Source organism: Mesorhizobium sp. 1M-11 (assembly GCF_001303895.1).
Taxonomy (GTDB): Bacteria; Pseudomonadota; Alphaproteobacteria; order Rhizobiales; family Rhizobiaceae; genus Mesorhizobium.
This window is the reverse complement of sequence record NZ_LJSD01000075.1, coordinates 176733-200429: the sequence shown is the minus strand read 5'-3', so window position 1 is coordinate 200429 and position 23697 is coordinate 176733. Positions and strand designations below refer to the sequence as shown.

Here is a 23697-nt window from a genome sequence, read left to right as displayed (position 1 = left end):
GTCTTTGGAGCGTTTCCGTTTTTCACGGAAACGCGGAAACGCTCTAAGTTTTTGTTTTCGCCGCATTTTTGTAACGCCAAGTGATTCCACTTGGCTACAAAATGCTCTAGCCGCCGGTGATCACTTGAGGTTCAGCAAACGCTCCAGATAGCTGCGCTCGATTTCCGGGCTCAGCGCATTGCCGAGCCGCTTGCGGATCGCTTCCAGGATCTCGCGGGCACGCTGCATGTCGATCTGGTCGGGGACCTTGACCGTACTGTTGTCGTCTGGACCATCGGACCGCGTCGGTCTGTCGAGCGGATCACGGTTGGCACCGCGTTGCCGGGTGCCCTGTGCGTTGCCGTCGTCGCCTTGCATCGCCTGCAATTGCTGCATCATGTCCTTGGCGCCGCGTCGCAGCGCCTCCAGCGCACGGCCTTGCTGGCCGACGGCAGCGCCGCTTTCGCCGCCACCCAGGGACTGTTCCGCGTCACCCATCGACCGGCCAGCCTCGCCGAAGCCCTCGTTCGGCTCCAGGCCCATGCCTTCCAGACCCTTCTTCAGCTTCTCCAGATCGCTCTTGAGCTTGCCCTGGCCTTCCTGCAGCTGTTTCAGCGCATCGGCGAACTCCTCCGGCGTCATCGGCTTGTCGCCACCGGCGCCATTCTGCTGGCCCTCATTGCTGTCCGGCCGCTGTTGGCCTTCCTGGCCCGGCATATCCTGTTCGGATCCCTCTTCTCCGTTCCGGCCGCGCTGCTGGCGATCGGTACGGTAGGTCTCGTTCATCATCTCCTGCTGGCGGCGCATGATCTCGCCAAGCTTGTCCATCTGCTGGCGCATCTCGCTGTTCTGCTGATTCTGGCCCTGGCGGCGGGCCGTGCGCAGATTGTTCATCATGTCCTGCAGTTCGGAGAGCAATTGCTGCGCCTTGTCACGATCGCCGGACTTCGCCAGGTCCTCGATCTGATCCATCATGCGCTTGAGGTCGTTTTCGCTGAGGACGCGCGCGTCGTCCGGCAGCGGCTGTTCCTTGCCCTGGGGATTGCGCTGCGCGAATTCGCGCATGAAATCGGCCATCGCCTGGCGCAGCTCTTTCATGAGCTTGTCGATTTCCTCGTCGCTGGCGCCGTTCTGCAGCGCGTCCTGCAAGGCCTGCTGCGCCTGACGCAACCGCTTCTCGGCGTTCGACAGGCTGCCATTCTCGATGCCCAGCGCCAGATCCCATAGATAGGAAACGACCCCGCGCAACTCGTCGTCTGTGCCGGCAAGCTTCAGGCGGCTGCGGGCGCTCATCAGTCCAAGGTAGTTCGACATCGAATCGAACGTGTCCTCGGGACGGAGCGTGATCGCATCCATCAGATCGAGCACGCGCGGCCTGGCGTTGGCATCCAGCGCCAAAAGCCGGCGCTGTTCGATGACGGCACGCGCCAGCGGGTTGGCGAACGGCCTTTCCGGCAAGGTCCAGGTCTTGGTTTCGCTGCGGGCAATCTGGCCGGCACCGTCTGCCGCTTCCAGCGTCACCTTAACGCTTGCGCCCGCCCAGACATGGTCGGTCAGGTCCTTGGTGGTGCGTGCGGCATTGTTCTTGGCGCCGCGTCGCGGCAATGCCAGCGGCATCTCCGGTGCGCCGTAGAGCGGGCGGGCGTTCGGCGCCTGCTGCTCGGCGAGCTTGAACTCCGCGAGCGCTTTTGCCGGACCGTAGTCGTCATCGATCTGATAGTTGATTTCCGCGGTCCCGTTCGCGGCGCGCCGCGGCTCGCCGGCGAAGCGGATCTGCGGTGCGGTGTCGGGTGTCACGACGAAGGACCAGCGGCCAAGCTCGTCGTCAGCGGACTTCAGCACCAGCGCGCCATCGGCGATGAGCTTTCCATTGAATTGGCGTGGAGCATCGGCAATTGCAGGCTGGTCAGCGGCGGTTGCGTCTGAAGCGGCGGGCGCATCGGGCTTGATTTCGCGGCTGTTGCCACTCGCCTCGTCATAGACGACTGTTTCCTCATTCGCGCCGCCGGTGATGCGTACGGTCACGTCGCTGCCCTGCGGTACGGTAAAGGTGGCGTCCTTGCGCGTGGCGTCCGCGCTCAGGAACAGCGGCGGCTTGCCGGTATAGGTGGGCGGCGTCACCCAGGCGTCGATACGCGGCGGCACAGCATCACGCGTGCCTGCCGCAAGGAAGGCATCGCCGACGCGGCCACCCTGCGGACCATAAGAAAAGGCCAGCGCAACCACCAGCAACAGCGCGACAACCGCGCGGACAGCCCAGGGGTCGCGCCGGGCGACGCCGGTGGAGGGAAGATCGGTACCCAGCGAGCCGAGCCTGGCGGCCATGCGCTTCTGGTGCTCGCGCCACAGCGCCTGTGCAAAATCACCTGCCTGACCGCCTGGCCGATCCGTCTGCACCCGCACCGGGCTGTGCAGCAGGGCATTGGCGGTTTCTATGCGGCTGTCGATTTCGGACGCCGTTGGCAGCTTGAAGAAACGCAACGGATAAAGCGCGGCAAGTGCTGCGATGCCAAACAGGCCGACGAGGCCAAGTCGGGCCATGTCCGGCAGTCGCGTGAAGAGGCCGAGCCAGGCAGCGGACAAGAATAGCGCGACGACAAGCAGGAAGGGCAGCACCAGAGGCCAGGCGCGCTCGACGACGATCACGGCGCGCGTCGCCAGCCTGCTGGCGGCCAGTCGTGCCGCCAGGCTGCGATCGGTGCCGGATGTGGGTCGCTCTGTCATCGGCTCTTCCGGAAAGCCGGCCGGAATGGCGCGGCCTCACGATTCAAAATCATAGCAGCAAACACGGCAAAGGCGAGGCGGCGTGGCGAAAAGCCCGTTCACGTTGTCGTCGGCGCCGGTGTGGGCAGTGGCGCAACCGCCACACGATGTGGATGCGATCGCAAAATCGCGCAAATATACTTGACTCAAATAGTCATATTTGTGAGGCGAGGCTGCACTCGAAAAAGGAGACAAAACATGGGGTCGCAGTCACTGGTTCGCCGGCTTGAGATTTTGGCGCTCGGAAGCGCGCTATGGCTGGTGCCGATGTCGGCTGCAAAAGCCCAGGACGGCGACGCCACGGTGCTCGAAAAGATCACTCTCGAATCCGAGAGCGGCGACACGTTGAAACAGGACGGCTATGTCGCCAAGCAGGACCGCGACGGCACCAAGGTCGATACGCCGATCGTGCAGATCCCGCAGGCGATCACCGTCATCACACAAGACCAGATCGAGGACCAGAAACCGCGCTCTCTCAACGAGGCGCTCAACTACACCGCCAGCGCCAATCCCAATGCCTATGGCTTCGACAGCCGCTACGACGCCTTTTTCCTGCGCGGCTTCCAGGCCTACTACAACGGCATGTTCCGCGATGGACTGCGCCAGTACAACGGCCCTTCCGCCTGGTTCAAGACCGAGCCTTACGGCATCGAAGGCGTCACCATCCTCAAAGGTCCCGCCTCGTCGCTCTATGGCGTCAGCGGCCCCGGCGGCATCGTCAACGTCATCACCAAGCGCCCGAAGGACGAGAACTTCCGCGAGATCGAAGTGCTCGGCGGCGAATACAACCGCTACCAGGGGGCGTTCGACATCACCGGCCCGGCGAACGAGGACAAGAGCCTGCTCTACCGCTTCACCGGTCTTGCCCGCAAAAGCGAGACGGAATTGCCGGGCTATCCGGACGACAAGGCCTATTTCGCGCCTGCTTTCACCTTCAAGCCGGACGAAGACACCAAGCTCACCATCCTGGGCGAACTGTCGCGCTCGGTCACGGGCGGAACGGCCTCCTTCTACAATCCCTCCTATGGCGTGCGCTCCGATCTCTACGAAGGCGATCCTGCCTGGAACGATTTCCGCCAGAACCAGGGCCGCATCGGCTACGAGTTCGAGCACCGGTTCAACGACCTGCTGACGGTGCGTCAGAACCTTCGCTACAACGCCGTCGACAGCGACATGGAGTACAGCCTCCACTATGCGACGGGGCCGGACGAGCCGCTCAAGCGTTATTGGGGCCACTACAAGGAGGACATGAAGAACTTCGTCGTCGACAACATGGCGCAGTTCACGTTCGATACGGGGCCAGTCAAACACACCGCCGTCGCAGGCCTCGACTACAGCTGGGCGCGTTATGGCTCCCACAGCGCGATTTCCTATGTCTCGGCAGCCGACATCGCCGCACAACCGGTTCCCTTCACGCGCGGACAGGAACTCAACCAGACCGGCGCCTATCTGCACGACCAGATGGAGTGGAATAATTTCACCCTGTTCGCGTCTGGCCGCTATGACTGGGTCGACACTGCTTCCACCGATGCCGAATACAACAAGGCAAAGCAGCGCGACCGCGACTTTTCTTGGCGGCTCGGGCTCTCCTACCGCACTGACTGGGGCATCATTCCCTATGCGAATTACTCGACCTCGTTTTCGCCGAATATGGGCTACGTCTACGACCCGGTGACCAACATCCGCCGCGTGGCGCGAGCGACGACGGCCGAGCAGATGGAAGTTGGCGTCAAATACGAGATTCCGGACACCAACGCGGTTCTCAGCGCCGCCTATTTCGACATCAGCCAGAAGGATGGTCTCGTCTACGATGCGACCTTCGACGAGCAGGGCAATCAGCGCCAGCGCCAGCTGGACCTCAACTCACGCGGCATCGAGCTGGAAGCGAATGCGTCCTTCGACAATGGTTTCGGCGTGATCGCTTCCTATACCCATCTGCGCATGAAGATCGAAAAAGGGGCTGACGGAACGATCGGCAAGGAGCTGTCGGCAACGCCAAACGACGTGCTGGCGCTGTGGGGCCACTACAAGTTCGAGGCCGATGCCCTGGCCGGGCTCGGTCTCGGCGCAGGCATCCGCTATTCCAGCGAGAGTTATGGCGACGACACCAACAGCTTCAAGAATGCCGCGCGGACTTATGTCGATGCCGCGCTGTCCTATGATTTCGGCTATCGCAATCCCGATATGCAGGGCCTGACGCTGCAGGTGAACGCCAAGAACCTGTTCAACAAGCAGGGCACGATCTGCCAGGCCGGCAACTGCTACCGCGACGAGGGCCGTTCGGTGTTCGGCAGCCTGAGGTACCGGTTCTGATGCACGGTATCGTTTCAAGGAAGGCCGGATCGCCGCTCGCCGTCCTGACGGCGGTCGGCGGGCTCTACATCGCCCAGAGCGTGATCGGCGGCATCACCTGGATCGGCCTGCCGGCTATCATGCGCAGCGAAGGCGTGCCGCTCGACCGCATCGGGTTGGTGTCGCTGATCGTGCTGCCCTGGGCGCTGAAATTCCTGTGGTCGCCGGCGGTGGAGCGTTACCGTCTGCCGGCGAACGGCCGTAACCGCACCGCGGCAATCGTGTTTGCCGGCGGCCTCATTTCGGCGATCGGCCTGTTCGCGGTCGGCGCGATCGGCCCCGCCGCCGTGCTGCCGGTGCTTGCCTTGCTCACCATCGTTGCCTTTGCAGCCTCGACCGTCGACATCGCCTGCGACGGCTATGCGGTGCAGAGCCTTGCCAAGGAATATCACGGCTGGGGAAATGCCGCGCAGGTTGGCGGCGCCTATCTGGGTTCGGCGCTCGGCGGTGGCCTGTTCCTGATGCTGGTCGACGTTTCCGGCTGGCAGATCGGCATCTGGACGATGGCTGCCCTGTTGCTTCTGCTTGGCCTGCCGTTCCTGTTCGCGCCCACGCCGATCATGCCGGAAGAGGCGCGCGGGCATGTACCCTCATTGGTCACTGCGTTGAAGCGGCCGGAGATCCGGCGTGGTCTCGCCGCGGCGGCGATCTATGTCGTCGCGCAGAAGGTGGCGCTCGGCATGCTGGGCCCATTCCTCATCGACGCCGGGCTCGACCTGACCGCCGTTGGCCTCATCAACGGTATCGGCTCGATGTTCGTCGGCGTGGCGGCGGCCCTGCTTGGCGGCGCCCTGGTGAGATCCTGGGGCATGCGCAACGTGCTTGTGCTGGCACTGGTCTTACAGGCGGCGGGGCTGTTCTTCTTCGCCTGCTACAATCTGATGGGCGGCATCCCGCAGCCCGCGCTGATTGTGGTGGCGATCCTCGCCTCGTCGGGCGTCATGGCGCTCGGCTTCGTGGCGCTTTATGCGCAGTTCATGCGCTGGTCGGACCCAAAACAGGCCGGTGTGGATTTCACGCTGTTCCAATGCATGGATGCCTTGGTCGGCATGGCGGGCGGCGTGGTCGCCGGCTATGCCGCGCAACATTTCGGTTACGGCATCTTCTTCGCCGCTGCCGGGGTGCTTGCGCTTCTGGCTGTTCCGGCAATCTCGCTGGTTTCCGACCGCAACTGAGGCGAGGTTATTCCTCGCTTCTCACGCCTTCCTCGCCAGATATTCCACGGCGCCAGTAGGCGACGATCAACTGACGATCCTTTTTCAGGCCCCATTCCTTGCGCGCGATGCGGCGAAGCTCGCGGAAATCGCCGAATTCGCAGCCGGCCCAGATGAAGACGTCATCGGCCAGGGAAGCCTGGTCTAGGCTTTGCAACGCCTGCGAGAGCAGATTGGCGGTTCCGGGTTCGCGGCCATGCCGATAGAGCCAGGTGATGTTGATATTGTCGCCCTCGGCCAATGGCAGGGTGTCGGCGGGGCTGTCGACCTCGATGAAGACGTCGGCTCGGCTTCCGGGCGCGAGATTGTCCAGCGTCCGCCCGATTGCCGGCAGCGCCGTATCGTCGCCGAAGAGGAGAAGATTGCGCTGGCCGGAGGCATCGCCGCCGCCGGGGCCGAACAGGCCGATGACCTCTCCCGCCTTGGCGTTGGCGGCAAAGGTGGCAGCCGGCATGTGGTCGCCTTCGTGCAGAACGAAGTCGATATCGAACCAGCCGGCGACGGTGTCGATTGCGCGGATGGTGTAGACCCGCACCGTCAATGCATCGTCGCCTGATGGCCAAACGATCAAGCCGTCGCTCCCTACTGTCGGCCACACCGGCTTGCGACCCTTGGGCGGCAGCAACAGCCGCACATGCAGCCCACCGCTGGCGAAGCGGGCAAGATTGTCGCCGGTGAAGCGTATCCGCTGCATATGCGGCGAGATGCGGGTAGACGATTGCACCATGATTTCGCGGAAGAAGACCGGCGTTCCGGTTTCGGCTCCATCACCATTCCAGCGAAGACCGCGCGTGGTGCCGAGAAATTCGGCGATATGACCGGCGACTGCCATCTTCATATAGGACAGGCAGGTCTCATCCTCAGCGGAGACGCGGATGGATACAGTGCGACCTTCCAGCATCGCACTCAGCGAGCCATAGTATGTGTTGTATTCCCATTGATGCTCGACACCGGTCTCGACCGCATATTCCTCATGCTCGGCATGGAATTTTTCCATGGCCATGCGGATGTTGTCGTCCTCGACGAGGGTTTCGGCGGTGAGTTGGCTCATGGTCGACCTGTCCATTCGAATGCAGCATCCGTTGGGTTGCTACAGAGTGCATCAACCCAACGAGGTCTCCCATGCCACAGTCTCGGACAGGTTTCCAGTAAACTTGATTATCTAATTCATGTTTATGGCGATCGGTCAGTCGGTAGTATGCGGCCAGCCTTGTCCAGCTAAAACTGCACCGCCGTCGTGTTGGCGCCGCAGACCAGCACCGCCACCCGCTCGCCAGGCGCCGGCTGATACTTGCCGGAGAGCATGGCGCCGAAGGCGGCGGCTCCGCCGGGCTCAGCGACAACACGCACCGCGTCCCACAGGGCCTTCTGCGAGGCGACGATGTCGTCGTCGCTGACCAGGATCGAGCGCTCGATGTAGCTCTGCGCGATCGGGAACATCAGCGAACCGACACGCTTCGGCGCCAGCGAGTCCGCTGCCACGCCTTCGGTCGGCGCATCGACCGGTTCACCCGCCGCAAAGGCATTGTGCAGGGTGGGTGAGCCTTCCGGCTCGACCGCGACGATACGGATGCGTCCGGCGAGCCAGGCGGCGACGCCGCCGATCAGTCCACCGCCGCCGACGGCGACCAGCAGCGTGTCGATGTCGGGCAAATCCTGTTCGATCTCCAGGCCGAGCGTACCCTGGCCGAGCAGCGTCTCGACCTGCTCGAACGCATGGACGGAAAGCGCACCGGTCCTGGCGACATGCGCTTCGCTGGCGGCAAGCGCGTCGGCATAACGGTCACCGGCGATCACCAGCTCGGCGCCATAGCCGCGAATACGGTCGGTCTTCGCCTTCGGCGACACGCTCGGCACGAAGATCGTTGCGGGAACGCCGAGGCGCATGGCGGCATAAGCAACAGCGGCGCCGTGGTTGCCACCCGAAGCCGCGACCACGCCGGCTTTCGGGATATCCCGCTGCAGAAGATTGGAAAAGGCGCCGCGCGCCTTGAACGAACCGGAGTGCTGCAGGCACTCGAGCTTCAGCCGCACCGGAAATGCGGCGCGGCCGAAATCGACCATGTCGACGGGCAAGACCGGCGTACGTCTTATATGCGGCCTGATCAGCGCTTCCGTCCGGCTGATGCGTTCGGGCGTGATCGGTGTTTCGGCTGACATCGAGGGCTCCGGCATTCCACTGTTGACATCAATTAGTAACTTGGCAAAATGCCTAAATGCAAGAGGCTGAAATCTTCAAGGCGATCGCCAATCCGCGCCGGCTGCAGATCCTCGACTGGTTGAAGGATCCTGCGGCGCATTTCCCGCCGCAGGTGGACGGCGATCTGGTCAAGGATGGTGTCTGCGCGCTGCTGATCGCCGACAAGCTGGGCATCACGCCGGCCACGCTCAGCGAGCATATGCGGGTGCTCTCGCAGGCCGGGCTGGTGCGCTCCAAGCGCATCAAGCAATGGATATTCTATCAGCGCGACGAAGGCAGGATCGGCGCGGTCAAGGCAATGGTGCTGGAAAGCCTGTGATAACCCCCCGGTCCAAGGAGAGGAAAATGATCATCAGGGCATGGCGTGGTTACGCCACGCTTGAAAAACCGGAAGATTATCCGGATCATTTCAGGCGCAATGTCGTCCCTGAGCTGAAGGGTATAGACGGTTTTCTCGGCGCTCGCCTGATGCGATCACAGACGTTGGAGGGCTTCGAGTTCCTGGTCCACACGCGCTGGCGTTCGATGGATGCGATCCGCGCTTTTGCCGGCGATGACATCGAGCGCGCCGTCGTCGAGCCGGAAGCTGTCCGTGCGTTAACCCACTACGACAAGCGGGCGCGGCATTACGTGGTCGTCGAGGATCAGGACTAAGCCAGCCAGTCCGGGATCGTGTCCAGGCCGATCAGCTCTTCATAGGTCCGGCGCGGCCGCACGACGGCGAAACGGTCACCATCGACCAGCACTTCCGGCACAAGCAGGCGGGTGTTGTAGGTGCTGGACTGGGACGCACCATAAGCGCCGGCAGTGCCGATGGCGATCAGGTCGCCGCTCTTCGGCTTCGGCAGATCGCGGTCATGGCCAAGATAGTCGCCGGTTTCACAGACCGGACCCACCACATCGGCACGGATGCGCGGCCCGTTGGCCGGACCCAGCCGTACAGGGCGAATGTCATGGTAGGCATCATAAAGCGTCGGGCGGATCAGATCGTTCATCGCCGCATCGATGATGACGAAATTCTTGGCCTCGCCTTCCTTGAGGTAGATCACCTCGGCAACCAGGATGCCGGCATTGCCGACGATCAGGCGGCCTGGCTCGAAGATCACCTTGAGCCCCAGTCCGCCGACATGCTTCTTCACAATGCCTGCATAGGCGTCGGGCAATGGCGGCGGGTTGTTGTCGGTCTTGTAGGGGATGCCCAGGCCGCCGCCGAGATCGATATGTTCGATGGCGTGACCATCGTCGCGCAGCGTCACTGCGAGTTCGGCGAGCAGCCGATAGGCATCGTCGAAAGGCTGCAGCTCGGTGATCTGGCTGCCGATATGGGTGTCGATGCCGATAGCCCTGATGCCCGGCAATTCGGCCATGCGCCTATAGACTTCACGAGCCCGCTGCCATGGCACGCCGAACTTGTTCTCGGCCTTGCCTGTGGAGATCTTCTTGTGCGTCTTGGCGTCGACGTCCGGGTTGACGCGCAGTGACACCGGCGCGGTCTTTCCCGTCGCCACGGCACGTGCCGACAGCAGCTCCAGCTCCGGCTCGGATTCGATGTTGAAGCAATGGATGCCGGCTGCGAGCGCAAAATCCATTTCGCGTGCGGTCTTGCCGACGCCGGAAAAAACGATCTTGCCGGCCGGAATGTCGGCTGCGAGCGCGCGGCGCAGCTCGCCCTCCGAAACCACGTCGGCGCCGGCACCCAGCTTCGCCAGCGTGCGCAGCACCGCCTGATTGGAATTCGCCTTTGGCGAATAGCAGACCAGCGCGTCGAGTTCGGCGAAGGCTTCCGAAAAAACACGGAAATGGCGTGTCAATGTCGCGGTGGAATAGCAATAGAACGGCGTGCCGACGCTCGCCGCGATTGCGGGTATTGCCACGTCCTCGGCATGCAGGATGCCGTCGCGATAATCGAAATGGTTCACGGGTAACTCGTCCGGAAGGCTACTGGATCAGCTTGTCGAGAATGAACGGCTTGTCCGTTTCCGGTTTCGTCGGTTCCGGAGGCAATGGCTGCTTGGCCTTGGCGGCATCCTTGCGCGCCTGCACGGCGGCCTCGTAAGGCGTATCGAGACCAGCGCGACGTCCGCAGGCCGTCACTGCCGTCACCGCCGCCAGAACCGTCAGCGTCACCAGTATCCTGCCTGCCGTCATCGTTGTTTCCGTCCGTGCGTTTCGAGCTGTCGCTTGTAGCGGAGTTTCTTAGGCATTGCATCCGGCATCAAGCCTTAGCGAGGCGCTTTTTCCAGTAACGGATCTGTTTGCGGACTTCCGAAGGCGCGGTGCCGCCGAACGATGTGCGGCTCTTGACCGAATTCTGAACCGACAGCACCGAGAAGATGTCCTGAGTGATGCCGTCGTGGATCGACTGCAGGTCTTCCAGCATCAGTTTTTCGAGGCCGACCTTCTTGGTCTCGGCAAGCGCCACCGCACGGCCGGTGACGTGGTGTGCTTCGCGGAACGGCATGCCCAGCGTACGCACCAGCCAATCGGCAAGGTCGGTCGCGGTCGAATAGCCGGATCCGGCAGCCTTTTTCATCGCGGCCACGTTGATCGTCATGTCGCCCACCATGCCGGTCATGGCTGCGAGCATCAGGTCGAGCGTTTCGGCGGCGTCGAATACGGCTTCCTTGTCCTCCTGCATGTCCTTGGAATAGGTCAGCGGCAGGCCCTTCATGACGGTGAGCAGGCCGATGAGATGGCCGTTGACGCGGCCTGTCTTGGCGCGCACCAGCTCGGCGGCATCCGGGTTCTTCTTCTGCGGCATGATCGAGGAGCCCGTGGAGAAGGAATCCGACAGACGCACGAAGCCGAATTGCGGCGTCGACCAGATGACGATCTCCTCCGCCAGCCGCGACAGATGGGTGGCCGAGATCGCAGCCACCGACAGGAATTCCAGCGCGTAGTCGCGGTCCGAAACGCTGTCGAGCGAATTGCGGGTCGGTTCGCGGAAGCCGAGCGCCTTGGCCGTTTGGCGACGATCGATCGGGAACCCTGTGCCGGCAAGGGCCGCCGCACCCAGCGGGCTCTCGTCCATGCGTTGGATCGCGTCGCGCACGCGCGACAGGTCGCGGGCGAACATTTCGACATAGGCCAGGCAGTGGTGGCCGAAGGTCACCGGCTGCGCGGTCTGCAGATGGGTGAAGCCCGGCATGACGGTGGCGGCATGTTCCTCGGCGCGTACCAGGAAAACGGCGATCAGTCCCTTCAGGGCTTCGGCCACGCGATGGAACTCGTCCTTCACCCAAAGCCGGAAGTCGACCGCGACCTGGTCGTTGCGCGAGCGTGCGGTGTGCAGGCGGCCGGCCGCAGACCCGATCAGTTCGGCAAGGCGAGCTTCGACATTCATATGGATGTCTTCCAGCCGGGTCGAAAACTCGAACTGTCCAGTCTCGATCTCTTTCAAAATCGTGTTCAGGCCGTGAGCGATCTTGTGTTGATCGTCCGTCGAAATAATGCCTGTTTCGGCCAGCATCTCACTGTGGGCGAGCGAGCCGCGGATGTCCTGCGCATAGAGTTTGCGATCGAACGAAATGGACGCGTTGATCGCTTCCATGATCGCGGCCGGGCCCGAGGCAAATCGTCCGCCCCACATCTGGTTGCTGGCCTTCTTGTCGCTCATCGCTATAACCCGTTCCCCGGAGACATTTGGACATGGCAGACGGCAAGAAATTCTTTCCCGCCCCACGGCTGATCATGGCCGCGGTTGTCGCCGGCGTGCTGGCCGGCGCGGTCGCGGTATATGTCAGGGAGAGCGGGTCTGGCAACAATGCGCCCGAACCGGTGGCAACGGCTTCGGCCGGCAAGGACGACACGGTCTGCGCCGCAAAGGCCGAGCGCGCCAAGAAGGTCGCCGCCGCTGCGACAGGCCAGGTTGCGGCCCTTCTGCCGGCCGATCCGCCGCAATCGTTGAAGGCGCTTGCCTTCAACGGGCCGGACGGCAAGCCGATGACATTGGCAGATCGCGCCGGCAAGACCGTCCTGGTCAATCTCTGGGCAACCTGGTGTGCGCCGTGCCGCGCCGAAATGCCGGCGCTCGATGCGTTGCAGAAGGAAAAGGGCTCGGACAAGTTCGAGGTGATGACGGTCAATGTCGACACCGGCGACGATGCCAAGCCGAAGGCCTTCCTCGACGAGATCGGCGTGAAGTCGCTGGCGCACTATCGCGATGCTTCGATGGGCGTATTCAACGATTTGAAGAAACGCGGCCTGGCGCTGGGCCTGCCCGTGACGCTTCTGGTCGACGGCGAGGGCTGCCTGATCGGCCACATGAACGGTCCGGCCGAATGGGCAGGCGATGATGCGAAGCGCCTGATGGATGCAGCGCTGGCTAACTAAGTCCCGAACCGAAGGTCAGCGCAGCAAAAGCTGCAGGCTTTTCGGGCAAGGCCATGCTTCATAAGAAATGTCGGCTAACGAATTTCGAGCAATTCGAAAGCCAGTCGCAAGCCAAACGATGCTACGATAGTCGCACTCGAAACAAAAACGTTGTCGGCTCATCGTATTCGACCCATACTCCCGTCGCGGACGTTTTCGTACGCCAACGGATAACGGGAGAGAAACATGTCGTTTCGCGGTCTTGCGGCCGGGGTCGCCGCTACAGTCGTTCTTTGCACCACCACTTCGGCTTTTGCCGTCACGCAGATCAGCTGGTGGCATGCCATGACCGGCGCCAACGCCGAAGTCGTCGACAAGATCGCCAAGGACTTCAACGCCAGCCAGAAAGACTATGAGCTGGTTCCGGTATTCAAGGGTACCTATCCGGAAGCATTGAATGCCGGCATCGCCGCCTTCCGCGCCAAACAGGCGCCGGACATCCTGCAGGTATTCGATGTCGGCACCGGTGTGATGATGGCCGCCGAGGGCGCCGTGAAGCCGGTGGCCGATGTGCTGACCGAATCGGGCGCGCAATTCGACAAGGGCCAGTATCTGCCGGGCATCGTGGCCTACTATTCGAAACCTGACGGCACCATGCTGTCCTTCCCCTACAATTCCTCCTCGCCGATCCTCTATTACAACAAGGACATCTTCCAGAAGGCCGGACTGGATGTGAACACGCCACCCAAGACCTGGAACGAAGTCTGGGAAGCGGCCAAGAAGATCAAGTCGAGCGGTGCAGCCGCCTGCGGTTACACCTCGACCTGGCTGACCTGGATCCATACCGAGAACTTCGCGGCCTGGAACAATGTGTCGTGGGCGACACAGCAGAACGGTCTTGCCGGCGGCGATGTCGAGCTGAAGATCAACGCGCCGCTCTACGTCAATCACTTCCAGGCACTGGCCGATCTCGCCAAGGATGGCACCTTCAAATATGGCGGCCGCACCTCGGAAGCCAAGCAGCTCTTCCTCGCCGGCGAGTGCGGCATTCTCACCGAATCTTCGGGCGGTCTCGGCGATATCGTCAAGTCGGGCATGAACTATGGCATCGGCCAACTGCCCTATGACAGCGACGCGCCTGGCGCACCGCAAAACACCACGCCGGGAGGCGCCAGCCTGTGGGTCTTTGGTGGCAAATCCGAAGAACAATACAAGGGCGTAGCGGCCTTCTTCACCTATCTGTCGAAGACCGAAGTGCAGGAATACCTGCACCAGAAATCCGGCTACCTGCCGGTCACGCTGGCCGCCTATGAAGCAACCAAGAAGTCTGGTTTCTACGAAAAGAATCCGGGCCGTGAGACGCCGATCCTGCAGATGATGGGCAAGGCGCCGACCGACAATTCCAAGGGCGTGCGCCTGCCCAACCTGCCACAGGTGCGCGATATCCAGAACGAGGAATATGAGAAGATGCTGGCCGGTCAGCAGACAGCGCAGCAGGCACTCGACAACGCGGTCTCGCGCGGCAATGCCGCCATCAAGGAAGCGCTGGGGAATTGATGAGCGCCGGCGTGTTCTCCCCCTTCGAGGGGGAGATGGCCGCGCAGCGGTCAAAGGGGGTCCAAGCGGGCGCGTGCGGACTCTGTTTCAACGTGGGCGAACGGGCGGTTCCTTTTGATAGGACCCCCACCGCCGTCTTTGGCGGCACCTCCCCCTCAAGGGGGGAGGCAAGGCTGCGATGACCCCTCGCGTCGTCTTCCCGAACAGGGTGCTGCCTTATCTTCTGGTGGCACCGCAGCTCGCCATTACGCTGGTGTTCTTCTATTGGCCAGCGGCACAGGCGCTCTACCAGTCGATGCTCAAGGAGGATCCGTTCGGCCTGAAATCGAAATTCGTCTGGTTCGACAATTTCAAGAAGGTGCTGGCCGATCCCAACTATCTGCATTCGATCAAGGTCACGGTGGTCTTTTCGGTGGCGACGGCCGCGGTCGCCATGATCGCCGCCCTTCTGCTTGCGGTCATGGCCGAAAAGGTGGTGCGCAGCAAAGGCCTCTATCGCACGCTTCTGATTTGGCCTTACGCCGTGGCTCCCGCCATCGCGGGCATGCTGTTTCTTTTCCTGTTCAACCCGTCGATCGGTTCGCTGGCGATCCTGTTGCGGAAGATGGGCATCGCCTGGGATCCGGTGCTCAACGGCACCGATGCGATGATCCTGCTGGTGGCTGCCGCCTCGTGGAAGCAGATCAGCTACAACTTCCTGTTCTTCGTCGCCGGGCTGCAGGCGATCCCCAAAACGCTGATCGAGGCCGCTGCGATCGATGGCGCCAAGGAGGTGAAACGCTTCTGGACGATCGTCTTCCCGCTGCTCGCCCCGACCACCTTCTTCCTGCTGGTCATCAACACGACCTATGCCTTCTTCGATACGTTCGGCATCGTGCATGCCGTCACCGGCGGCGGACCCGGCAAGGCCACGGAGACACTGGTCTACAAGGTCTACAATGACGGCTTCGTCAATCTGATCCTGGGGTCTTCCGCCGCACAGTCTGTCATCCTGATGATCATCGTGATCGCGCTCACCGCCATCCAGTTCCGCTATGTGGAAAGGAAGGTGCATTATGGCTGAGCCGAAGGCACCCGGCAGCGGGCATGACAAGCTGATGATCGGCCAGTCGGCAGCGAGCATCTATGTCGCCCATGCCATCCTGATCCTTGGCCTGGTGATCGTTGCCTTCCCGATCTACTACACCTTCGTTGCGTCCACGCAGACGCTGCAGACGATCCTCCGGCCACCGCTGCCGCTCGTGCCCGGCGGCGAGTTCTGGAACAACTATGCGGAGGCCCTGTTCGGCGGTGCCGGCCGCCTTGGGGGCGTCGGTGCCGGCACGCTGCTGCTGAATACGACGGTGATGGCGCTGGGCATCGCCGTCGGCAAGATCATGATCTCGATCCTGTCGGCCTATGCCATCGTCTTCTTCCGGTTTCCGTTCCGGATGGCCATCTTCTGGCTGATCTTCATCACGTTGATGCTGCCGGTCGAGGTGCGCATCCTGCCGACCTACAAGGTGATGGTCGACCTCGGGCTGATAGACACCTATGCCGGCCTGATCATTCCGTTGATTGCGTCGGCGACGGCGACACTGCTGTTCCGGCAGTTCTTCATGACCATTCCGGGCGAACTGGTCGAAGCCGCGCGGGTCGATGGCGCCGGCCCGTGGCGGTTCTTCTTCGATATCCTTTTGCCGCTGTCACGCACCAACATAGCGGCGCTGTTCGTCATTCTCTTCATCTATGGCTGGACGCAATATCTGTGGCCGCTGCTGGTCACAAACCGCAATGACATGACCACCATCGTCATTGCGCTGAAGAAGATGGTGTCCTTCGCCGACGCCGACACGCAATGGCATCTGGTGATGGTCACGGCGATCCTCGCCATCGTTCCGCCTATCCTGGTCGTGGTGCTGATGCAGCGTTGGTTCGTGCGCGGTCTCGTCGATACGGAGAAATAGGAAATAGATGGCGACAGTCGATCTGAAAGATGTGCGCAAAGTCTATCCCGGCGGGGTGGAGGCGGTGAAAGGCGTGTCGATCGCCATCCCCGACAAGGAGCTTTGCGTGTTGGTCGGCCCGTCCGGCTGCGGCAAGTCCACGCTGCTGCGCATGATTGCCGGCCTGGAGACGATCTCGTCAGGTACCTGCGCCATCGACGGCAAGGTGGTCAACGCGGTTGGACCGACCGAACGGGACATCGCCATGGTGTTCCAGAACTACGCGCTCTACCCACATATGAAGGTCTACGACAACATGGCCTACGGCCTGCGTAACCGCGGCACGCCGAAGGACGAAATCGATTCGCGCGTGCGCTCGACCGCCAAGGTGCTGGAGCTGTCGCATCTGCTCGATCGGCGCCCGCGCGAGCTTTCCGGCGGCCAGCGCCAGCGCGTCGCCATGGGCCGCGCCATCGTGCGCAATCCGAAAGTATTTCTGTTCGACGAACCGCTTTCCAATCTCGACGCCAAGCTGCGCGGGCAGATGCGCGTGGAAATCAAGAACCTGCAGCGCTCGCTGGGTGTCACCTCGGTCTACGTCACGCATGACCAGCTGGAAGCGATGACGCTGGCCGACATCCTGGTGGTCATGAATGCCGGGCTGGTCGAGCAGATGGGTGCGCCGCTCGACATCTACGAGAAACCGGCCTCGACCTTCGTTGCTTCCTTCATCGGCGCGCCGCCCATGAACCTGCTTGCCGTCACGGCCAAGCCGGACAGCCCGGCCAACACGCCGGAGAAGCTCTTTGCCAACGGCGCATCGTTGGGGATCGCCGCGCCGGTGCATGCCGCGACGCTGGGTTTCCGTCCGGAAGATGCCGATGTCATCGGCGAAGGGACGAAGCCGTCCGGCGCTCTCAAACTGTCAGCCACCGTCGAGGCGGTCGAGCCGGTGGGTGCCGAAAGCTTCCTCTATTGCGCGGCGGCCGGTGGCCGTATCGTGGTCAGGGTATCGGGCCGTGCGGCGGCCAAGCCGGGTGACAGACTTGAGGTCATGGTGCCGGCCGGGAAGCTGCACTGGTTCGACAGCACAGGGAAGCGGGCCTAGACCCGATAGGCAAGTGATCGAGGCGGTCTGCCATTGCGGACAGGTAAGGCTGCGGCTTCCACGAAAGCCGCGCGTGATCACCGCGTGCAACTGTTCGTTCTGTCGGCGGCAGGGGCCGCTCTTCGCCTACTATACCCGTCGGTCGGTCGAGGTGATTGCACCGGACAATGGTTTCGAGCGCTATGTCTGGGGTAGAGGTGTGCTGACATGGCTGCGCTGCCGGAATTGCGGCTGCTTCACGCATCATATTGCCGCTCACGCCGAGGACGATCTCGGTCGCAGGACTGGGATCAATCTGCGTCTTGTCGATCCCGGCCTTCTTATGGGGATCACGGTGAAGCTGCGCGACGGCGCATCTGGCAGCTGGAAAGTGCTGCGCAGCTATCGTTTCGATACAGGCTAGAGCAATTCCCGGAAAAGTGCGTAGCGGTTTTCCGTCCGGAATTGCGTAAAGACAAAGGATTAGAGCGTTTCTGCGTTTCCGTGAAAAACGGAAACGCTCTAGTCAGAAGGCCGAGGGATGGGCTGGCGATCCCTCATTTCAGCTGAACACGTGCGCCTTGCCGACGACGCTGATGCGGACGATGTCGCCCACCGATGGCGCGTCGACGCCCGGCTTTTTCAGGACCAGCGGTGTCGAGCCGATGGCGGCCGCTTCGGGTGGATCGGGGGTGTTGAGCAGTTTGACGGCGATCGCGCAGGCGGCGCCGCCGAATTCGGATTCCGTCACTTCGCCGAAGAGGACGCCCGGCTTGGCTGCAGCCACATCGGTGCGCGAGGCCGCAGCGAGCAGCACCTGCTCGGGTCTCAGCATGATGCGGGCAACCTCACGCCGCTCCCTGCCATCCACGGCGATGCGACCGAGCGTGGATTCGGCATAGCCGTTGGCGATCTTTGCCGACAGCACGATGGCGTCACCGAGGAATTCGGCGATCATGCGGTCCTTGGGCCTGAGATAGAGGTCGCGCGGCGTGCCGGTCTGCGAGAAACGGCCTTCGCGCATCACTGCAACCTGGTCGGCGAAGGAGAGCGCCTCCGCCTGGTCATGCGTGACCAGGATGGTGGTGATGCCGGCGCTTTCCAGCATCTCGGCCACTGCCTTGCGCATGGAAGCGCGCAGGCCGGTGTCCAGTGCGGAAAAAGGTTCGTCGAGCAGCATCAGGCGCGGCTTCATCGCCATGGCACGAGCCAATGCCACGCGCTGCTGCTGGCCGCCTGAAAGCTGGTGCGGGCGGCGGGTCAGAACGCTTTTGTCGAGGCCGACGATGTAAGCCAGCTCGGCGATGCGCTCATCGCGCCGGGGCTCCTTGCGGTCGAGGCCGAAGCCGATATTGCCGGCAATGGTGAGGTGCGGAAACAGCGCGCCATCTTGCGCCACCAGGCCGATCCCGCGCAGATGCGCCGGCACGCTGGTGCCGCCATTGGCAAGCAGCTTGCCGTCGAGCGTGATGCGGCCGCCATCCGGTGCCTCGAAGCCGGCGATGAGGCGCAGCAACGTGGTCTTGCCGCAGCCGGAAGGACCGACGATCGCGGTCCGGCTGCCCGCCGCGACAGCAAGGTCGATGCCGGCGACGGCAGCAACCGGACCGTAGTTCTTCGACAGTGAGGCGATTTCCAGAAAACTCATTGGCCGGCCATTCGCTTCGACTGCACATAAAGCAGCCAGGTAAGGGGCAGCGACATCAACACCATGATCGCTGCATAGGGAGCGGCTGCCGCGTAGTCGATCTCGCCGCTGTAATTCCAGAAGGCCATCGCCAGCGTGCGCGTGCCGTTGGGTGCCAGCATCTGGGTCGCGGTCAACTCGTTCATGATGCCGAGCGCGACCAGCGCCATGCCGGCTGCGGCGCCCGGTGCCGACAGGCGGATCGTGGTGGCCCAGAGCGCCTTCAACGGCGAGCGGCCGAGACTGCCGGCGGCACGTTCCAGCTCCACCGGCGCCTGTGCTATCGAAGCACGCAGCGAGACAAGCGCGCGCGGCAGGAACATCAGCACATAGGCAAACAGGATGGTGGCAAGCGTCTGGTAGAGCGGCTGGACGACGCGCACTGCGATGGTGACCAGCGCCAGCGCCACCACAACGCCAGGCAGCGCCCCGACCACATAGTTGCAGCCTTCCAGGATGCGTTGCAGACGGCCTGGCGCGCGGATCGACAGCCAGGCCATGGGCGTCGCCGCAATGGTCGCAAGTATGCCACCGGCAATGGCGAGGAACAGGGTCTGGCCGAGCGCCAGGCCGATCTCATCCATGCGCCACACTTCGCTGCCACCGGCAATCAGCCAGCGGCCGATGGTGAGAAACGGCACGCCGATCGCCAGCAGCGTGACGGCGACCGGCAACAACAGGCAAGGCAGAGTAACGCGGCCGAGCGCCGTACGCGGCTTCAGACGGGCGGCGCCGGAGCCGACGCGGGCATACCGCTCCTCGCCGCGCACCAGCACCTCAATCGTCAGCAGCACCAGGCAGCAGGCGACCAGGACGCCGGCCAGCATGTTTGCAGCGGGGCCATTGAAGGTCGACTGGAACTGGTCGACGATCGCAGTGGTGAAGGTGTCGAAGCGCACAAAGACATAGAGGCCGTATTCGGCAAGCAGATGCAGGCCGACCAGCAGGGCGCCGCCACACAGCGCCAGCCGCAGTTGCGGCAGCACCACCCGGAAGAAAACACGCCAGGGACTGAGACCCAGCGAAGCGGCGGCATCCTCCAAGGCGGGATCGAGCCGGCGAAAGGCGGCCGAAACCGGCAGGTAGAGAAAGGGAAAATAGGCGATCACCGAAACCCAGACGCCGGCGAAGAGGCCGTTGAGATCCGGCCAGAACGTGATCCAGGCGTAGGAGTGTACGAAGGCCGGCACCGCCAATGGCGCTACGGCGAGCCAGGACCACAGCCGCGCACCGGGCAGGTCGCTGCGCTCCGTCAACCAGGCAAGCGTCACCGAAAGCACCGCGCAAATCGGTACGGCCAATATGACGAGAAGGACGGTGTTGACGAGCAGTTCGCCGACGCGTGGCCTGAACACCAGTTGCGCGACCGTGGCCCAGCCGGTCTGGATGGCGATGAAAATCACGAAAGCAAGCGGCAGCAATGCCAGAATGGAAATAATGATCGCGGTCAGCGTGATCAATGGAAAGGAGCGGGCAGGGGCTCGCCGCCCGGACATGCGGGCCGGCGCGTCGGTCTGCGCGAATTCGCCCGAGGCCGCCATCAAATCACCCGTGCTGTCCCGCCATGCGACGGGCCTGGATGAGAGGAGGGACAAAAGAGTGGCTTGGCCATCGGGGGAGTTGGTCTCGGAAACGAAATGCTCCCGCGGGGACCGCGGGAGCGCTGTTTATGCGGTCCTTATTAGGACGAATGCCGGCTAAAGCAAGCCAGCCGCCGTCATCAGATCGGTGACCTTCTTGGAGTTGAGCTTCTGCGGGTCGATCTTGGGAGCCTGCAAATCGGCGAGCGGCACGAGCTTGGCGTTTGATTCCGCACCATTGCCGACCGCATATTCGAACGAGGTTCCGGCCTTCAGGACGTCCTGGCCACCTTTGCCGGCGAGCCATTTCACGAAAGCCTGCGCTTCCTTCGCATGCTTGGAGGAAGCGAGCACGCCAGCGCCGGAAACCGAAACGAAAGCGCCCGGGTCCTGGTTCTTGAAATAGTACTGCACGACGTTCTTGCTGTTCTCGCCGGTCTTATTCTGGTCGCCGAAATAGTAGTAGTGATAGATCACGCCGCCATCGACCTGGCCGGCATTGACCGCCTTCATCACTGTGCTGTTGCCCTTGAACGGCTTGAAGTTGTCCTTCATGGCCTTGAGCCAGGTAGCGGTGGCCTCCTCGCCCTTCAGTTCCAGCAGAGCCGAAACGATCGCCTGGAAGTCGGCACCGGATGGCGAAGCACCCCAGCGGCCTTTCCAGCTTGCGTCGGCAAGGTCGAGCAACGACTTCGGCAGCTGGTCTTCCTTCAGCTTGTCCTTGTTGTAGACGAAGACGGTGCTGCGCGCGGCGATGCCGACCCACTTGCCGTCAGAAGGACGATATTGTTCAGGCACCAGCGCCAGCGTGTCGGCGTCGATCGGTGCGAACAGGCCTGCGGCGTCGACCAGCGCCATCGCCGGCGAGTTCTCGGTGAGGAAGACGTCCGCCGGCGAAGCCTTGCCTTCCGCCACGATCTGGTTGGAGAATTCGCTGTCGCCGCCATTGCGCAGCGTCACCTTGATGCCGGTCTCCTTGGTGAAGGCTTCAGCCCATTCCTTGGCCAGGCTCTCATGCTGGGCGTTGTAGACAACGATGCCGTCGTCGTCCGCGGCCATGGCCGGCATTGCGGCGAGGCCGATCGTGAGCGCCGCAGCACCTGCCAGCATCGAAAGAATGGACTTCATCAAGGTCTCCTCGGTTGAGCAATCCAATGTCAGGAGCAGCTATCGATACATGATCGACCAAGTCAAGATTTCGTCGAATGAAACGGCTGCGGCATGTCGCCCAGCATGGCTGCCCCTGAAAAATGCATGCTGCGACTCATCATCCTGACGCCTGCTGCCAGAGTTATGGGACTTGGGGCTCGCCTCAGTGCAGCCCGAGGCATTGGATTGGGCTACGGAACTGCTTGTCAATGTGGAGCCCGGCCTCAACGGCCAGCCTTGTCACAACGCCGGTGAATAGATTTCCGAAGCGGCGTGTTGCAGAGAAGCAGAGACGTTGCGGGGTGCTTGGCAGGCAGGGAATTCTGCATAAGTTTCAAGCAATTGTGAAGGTGAAGCAACCGCGATCTCGCGAGCGGTCGGCCATAGAGTCGTCTGCTTAGGGCGCTTTGCATGTCGGGCAAGAGTCCAGCACGGGATGTTTGTTTGGCGCGCTCTCCGCTTTTGATTGGCGCGGTGCGCGGGTGAGATAACGCGCATCGAAAATTCTTTTCATCTTCCAGTAAAACTGCCGCCGATTTTTCGCGAAACCATGATCCGACTGGGGGTAAACAGTCATAAACGCTCGATCGGCCGTATTTTTACCGCTGTCTAATAAGACCGATTCATGTAGAAAGCCGCTCCGCCGATCACGGTAATTTGAAGATCGCCACGCGCATTCCCATATCGAACGCGCGCCGACCGGAGATGCGGCGGGGGTTCACGTTTCACCGGATGACAACGATGCCGAAAATGAAGTTTCACAAGGTCGCAGCCATTGTGGTGCTTGTTGGCTTTGCAGCGTGGATGGGTACCGGTCATTTCTCATCGGTAGGCAGTGCCGCCTCGGAGCAACCCAAAGCCGAGGCCAAGCCGGAACGGGTGGAGCAGAAAGCTTCGCTGCGGATCGTCAAGGTGGTGGCCCCGCCACGCAGTGAGCATGCGCGGGCGATCCGCATTTCGGGCGTAACCGAAGCGGACAAGCGCGCAGTGCTTGCCACGCGCGTCGCCGGCGTCATCAGCGAATTGCCGGTCAGGCAGGGCGACCGCGTCAAGATCGGCGACATCGTTTTGATGCTCGACGCCGAAGAGAAGATCTCGGCGGTCGAGAACGCCCGGCAGCTGAAGGGTCAGCGGCAGGCCGAGCTCGATGCGGCCGAACGGCTGGCCAGGACCGGCAACCTCGCCAAGCTGCAGCTCGACAGCGCCCGTTCGGCGCTGGCATTGGCATCGTCGCAGCTCGACGCCGCTGAGAGCGAACTTGCCCGCAAGGAAGTGAAGGCACCGTTCGATGGTGTCATAGACCGTGTGCCGGTGGAACTCGGCAGTGCCGTTCCACTGGGCGGCGAAGTGGCCACCATCCTCAGCCTTGACCCGGTGATCGCGCGCGGCGAAGTCAGCGAACGCGACCTCGGCTATCTCAAGATCGGCGACAAGGCCAATGTACGACTGGTCAGCGGCCAGATCGCAGAAGGTACCGTGCGCTACATCAGCCGCGATGCTTCGGCCGCCACCCGTACCTTTCGTGTCGAGATCGCCATTCCGAATGCCGACGGCGCCATTCCCGCAGGCATGACGGCCGAAATCACGCTGTCGGCCAAGCCGGCCGATGCGATCATGCTGCCCCGCTCTGTCGTGACGCTTGGCGACAAGGGCGATCTCGGCATCCGCGCCGTCGACAAGGACAACAAGGTCACCTTCTTTCCAATCGATCTGGTCGACGACACGCCGAGCGGTCTCGTGCTCGCCGGCATCCCGGCGGATGCGCGCGTCATCGTTGCTGGCCAGGAACTGGTGACGGACGGCGATGTCGTGCAACCCGTCGAGGCCGACCCGCAGGAAATCAAGAAGCTGGTCGGCGGCGATGCCGCCGCCGGAACGCTGTAGTCGTTTTCA

Annotated in this window: 20 protein-coding genes; 11 read left to right on the top strand and 9 right to left on the bottom strand. The window is 62.5% G+C overall.

Going from position 1 to position 23697, the window contains the following annotated elements; genetic code table 11:
- Positions 1-120: 120 nt before the first annotated feature.
- Entirely contained in the window at positions 121-2703 is a 2583-nt protein-coding gene (locus tag AO692_RS30360) for a TIGR02302 family protein (protein WP_054313753.1), read from the bottom strand.
- Positions 2704-2940: 237 nt separating this feature from the next.
- Between AO692_RS30360 and AO692_RS30355 the strand changes: the two genes are divergently transcribed.
- Together AO692_RS30355 and AO692_RS30350 are read left to right on the top strand one after the other, a co-directional pair.
- Positions 2941-5055: a TonB-dependent siderophore receptor gene (locus AO692_RS30355; protein WP_082407667.1), complete on the top strand. Its 2115-nt coding sequence runs from the start codon at positions 2941-2943 to the stop codon at positions 5053-5055.
- A complete protein-coding gene (locus AO692_RS30350; RefSeq protein ID WP_054313752.1) occupies positions 5055-6269 on the top strand; it encodes an MFS transporter in 1215 nt (404 codons plus the stop codon). Before AO692_RS30355 ends, AO692_RS30350 begins: the two co-directional genes overlap by 1 nt.
- Positions 6270-6276: 7 nt before the next feature.
- Here the strand turns inward: AO692_RS30350 and AO692_RS30345 are convergent, their stop codons facing one another.
- Together AO692_RS30345 and AO692_RS30340 are read right to left on the bottom strand one after the other, a co-directional pair.
- Positions 6277-7359: a siderophore-interacting protein gene (locus tag AO692_RS30345; protein ID WP_054313955.1), complete on the bottom strand. Its 1083-nt coding sequence runs from the start codon at positions 7357-7359 to the stop codon at positions 6277-6279.
- A gap of 167 nt (positions 7360-7526) precedes the next feature.
- Positions 7527-8468 (bottom strand): threonine/serine dehydratase, encoded by a 942-nt coding sequence (locus AO692_RS30340; protein WP_054313751.1) that lies wholly within the window; start codon positions 8466-8468, stop codon positions 7527-7529.
- Positions 8469-8524: 56 nt separating this feature from the next.
- Here AO692_RS30340 and AO692_RS30335 point away from each other — a divergent pair, with 56 nt between their 5' ends.
- Complete coding sequence (locus AO692_RS30335) at positions 8525-8827, top strand: metalloregulator ArsR/SmtB family transcription factor (protein ID WP_054313750.1); 303 nt, start codon at positions 8525-8527, stop codon at positions 8825-8827.
- Positions 8828-8853: 26 nt separating this feature from the next.
- Entirely contained in the window at positions 8854-9162 is a 309-nt protein-coding gene (locus AO692_RS30330; protein ID WP_054313749.1) for an antibiotic biosynthesis monooxygenase, read from the top strand.
- Here AO692_RS30330 and lysA read toward each other — a convergent pair.
- The 3 genes from lysA to argH all read right to left on the bottom strand — a co-directional run bounded on the left by lysA (position 9159) and on the right by argH (position 12124).
- Entirely contained in the window at positions 9159-10427 is a 1269-nt protein-coding gene (gene lysA, locus AO692_RS30325; protein WP_054313748.1) for a diaminopimelate decarboxylase, read from the bottom strand. The two genes, AO692_RS30330 and lysA, sit on opposite strands and share 4 nt — an antisense overlap.
- A gap of 19 nt (positions 10428-10446) precedes the next feature.
- Positions 10447-10656, bottom strand: a complete 210-nt coding sequence (locus AO692_RS30320; RefSeq protein WP_054313747.1) for a hypothetical protein — start codon at positions 10654-10656, stop codon at positions 10447-10449.
- 67 nt (positions 10657-10723) lie between these two features.
- Positions 10724-12124, bottom strand: a complete 1401-nt coding sequence (gene argH, locus AO692_RS30315; protein WP_054313746.1) for an argininosuccinate lyase — start codon at positions 12122-12124, stop codon at positions 10724-10726.
- Positions 12125-12156: 32 nt separating this feature from the next.
- Between argH and AO692_RS30310 the strand changes: the two genes are divergently transcribed.
- From AO692_RS30310 to AO692_RS30280, 6 genes are all read left to right on the top strand, one after another.
- On the top strand, positions 12157-12840 hold the full coding sequence (locus AO692_RS30310) for a TlpA disulfide reductase family protein (RefSeq protein WP_054313745.1): 684 nt from the start codon (positions 12157-12159) through the stop codon (positions 12838-12840).
- Positions 12841-13065: 225 nt separating this feature from the next.
- Positions 13066-14376, top strand: a complete 1311-nt coding sequence (ugpB, locus tag AO692_RS30305) for a sn-glycerol-3-phosphate ABC transporter substrate-binding protein UgpB (protein WP_054313744.1) — start codon at positions 13066-13068, stop codon at positions 14374-14376.
- A gap of 178 nt (positions 14377-14554) precedes the next feature.
- Positions 14555-15439, top strand: coding sequence for a sn-glycerol-3-phosphate ABC transporter permease UgpA (gene ugpA, locus AO692_RS30295; protein ID WP_054313742.1), 885 nt, complete (start codon positions 14555-14557; stop codon positions 15437-15439).
- Positions 15440-15473: 34 nt separating this feature from the next.
- Positions 15474-16322: a sn-glycerol-3-phosphate ABC transporter permease UgpE gene (gene ugpE / locus AO692_RS30290; RefSeq protein WP_054313954.1), complete on the top strand. Its 849-nt coding sequence runs from the start codon at positions 15474-15476 to the stop codon at positions 16320-16322.
- Between the two features lie 7 nt (positions 16323-16329).
- A complete protein-coding gene (locus AO692_RS30285) occupies positions 16330-17409 on the top strand; it encodes a sn-glycerol-3-phosphate import ATP-binding protein UgpC (RefSeq protein WP_054313741.1) in 1080 nt (359 codons plus the stop codon).
- Positions 17410-17482: 73 nt separating this feature from the next.
- Positions 17483-17812 (top strand): hypothetical protein, encoded by a 330-nt coding sequence (locus AO692_RS30280; RefSeq protein WP_054313740.1) that lies wholly within the window; start codon positions 17483-17485, stop codon positions 17810-17812.
- A gap of 138 nt (positions 17813-17950) precedes the next feature.
- Here the strand turns inward: AO692_RS30280 and AO692_RS30275 are convergent, their stop codons facing one another.
- The 3 genes from AO692_RS30275 to AO692_RS30265 form a co-directional block, all read right to left on the bottom strand.
- The gene (locus tag AO692_RS30275; protein WP_054313739.1) at positions 17951-19036 is read right to left on the bottom strand and encodes an ABC transporter ATP-binding protein; all 1086 of its coding nucleotides are present in this window, start codon (positions 19034-19036) and stop codon (positions 17951-17953) included.
- Positions 19033-20571 carry an iron ABC transporter permease gene (locus tag AO692_RS30270; protein ID WP_244483569.1) on the bottom strand — a complete coding sequence of 513 codons (1539 nt, stop codon included), beginning with the start codon at positions 20569-20571 and terminating at the stop codon, positions 19033-19035. The genes AO692_RS30275 and AO692_RS30270 overlap by 4 nt, the downstream gene beginning before the upstream one ends.
- A gap of 201 nt (positions 20572-20772) precedes the next feature.
- Positions 20773-21783: an iron ABC transporter substrate-binding protein gene (locus AO692_RS30265; protein ID WP_054313737.1), complete on the bottom strand. Its 1011-nt coding sequence runs from the start codon at positions 21781-21783 to the stop codon at positions 20773-20775.
- A gap of 762 nt (positions 21784-22545) precedes the next feature.
- Here AO692_RS30265 and AO692_RS30260 point away from each other — a divergent pair.
- Positions 22546-23688: an efflux RND transporter periplasmic adaptor subunit gene (locus AO692_RS30260; protein WP_152980031.1), complete on the top strand. Its 1143-nt coding sequence runs from the start codon at positions 22546-22548 to the stop codon at positions 23686-23688.
- Positions 23689-23697 lie beyond the last annotated feature (9 nt).

Coding starts and splice junctions, on each gene's coding strand:
- AO692_RS30360 (WP_054313753.1), bottom strand. CDS start 2,703: ATGACAGAGCGACCCACATCCGGCACCGATCGCAGCCTGGCGGCACGA.
- AO692_RS30355 (WP_082407667.1), top strand. CDS start 2,941: ATGGGGTCGCAGTCACTGGTTCGCCGGCTTGAGATTTTGGCGCTCGGA.
- AO692_RS30350 (WP_054313752.1), top strand. CDS start 5,055: ATGCACGGTATCGTTTCAAGGAAGGCCGGATCGCCGCTCGCCGTCCTG.
- AO692_RS30345 (WP_054313955.1), bottom strand. CDS start 7,359: ATGAGCCAACTCACCGCCGAAACCCTCGTCGAGGACGACAACATCCGC.
- AO692_RS30340 (WP_054313751.1), bottom strand. CDS start 8,468: ATGTCAGCCGAAACACCGATCACGCCCGAACGCATCAGCCGGACGGAA.
- AO692_RS30335 (WP_054313750.1), top strand. CDS start 8,525: ATGCAAGAGGCTGAAATCTTCAAGGCGATCGCCAATCCGCGCCGGCTG.
- AO692_RS30330 (WP_054313749.1), top strand. CDS start 8,854: ATGATCATCAGGGCATGGCGTGGTTACGCCACGCTTGAAAAACCGGAA.
- AO692_RS30320 (WP_054313747.1), bottom strand. CDS start 10,656: ATGACGGCAGGCAGGATACTGGTGACGCTGACGGTTCTGGCGGCGGTG.
- argH (WP_054313746.1), bottom strand. CDS start 12,124: ATGAGCGACAAGAAGGCCAGCAACCAGATGTGGGGCGGACGATTTGCC.
- AO692_RS30310 (WP_054313745.1), top strand. CDS start 12,157: ATGGCAGACGGCAAGAAATTCTTTCCCGCCCCACGGCTGATCATGGCC.
- ugpB (WP_054313744.1), top strand. CDS start 13,066: ATGTCGTTTCGCGGTCTTGCGGCCGGGGTCGCCGCTACAGTCGTTCTT.
- ugpA (WP_054313742.1), top strand. CDS start 14,555: ATGACCCCTCGCGTCGTCTTCCCGAACAGGGTGCTGCCTTATCTTCTG.
- ugpE (WP_054313954.1), top strand. CDS start 15,474: ATGATCGGCCAGTCGGCAGCGAGCATCTATGTCGCCCATGCCATCCTG.
- AO692_RS30285 (WP_054313741.1), top strand. CDS start 16,330: ATGGCGACAGTCGATCTGAAAGATGTGCGCAAAGTCTATCCCGGCGGG.
- AO692_RS30275 (WP_054313739.1), bottom strand. CDS start 19,036: ATGAGTTTTCTGGAAATCGCCTCACTGTCGAAGAACTACGGTCCGGTT.
- AO692_RS30270 (WP_244483569.1), bottom strand. CDS start 20,571: ATGTCCGGGCGGCGAGCCCCTGCCCGCTCCTTTCCATTGATCACGCTG.
- AO692_RS30265 (WP_054313737.1), bottom strand. CDS start 21,783: ATGAAGTCCATTCTTTCGATGCTGGCAGGTGCTGCGGCGCTCACGATC.
- AO692_RS30260 (WP_152980031.1), top strand. CDS start 22,546: ATGCCGAAAATGAAGTTTCACAAGGTCGCAGCCATTGTGGTGCTTGTT.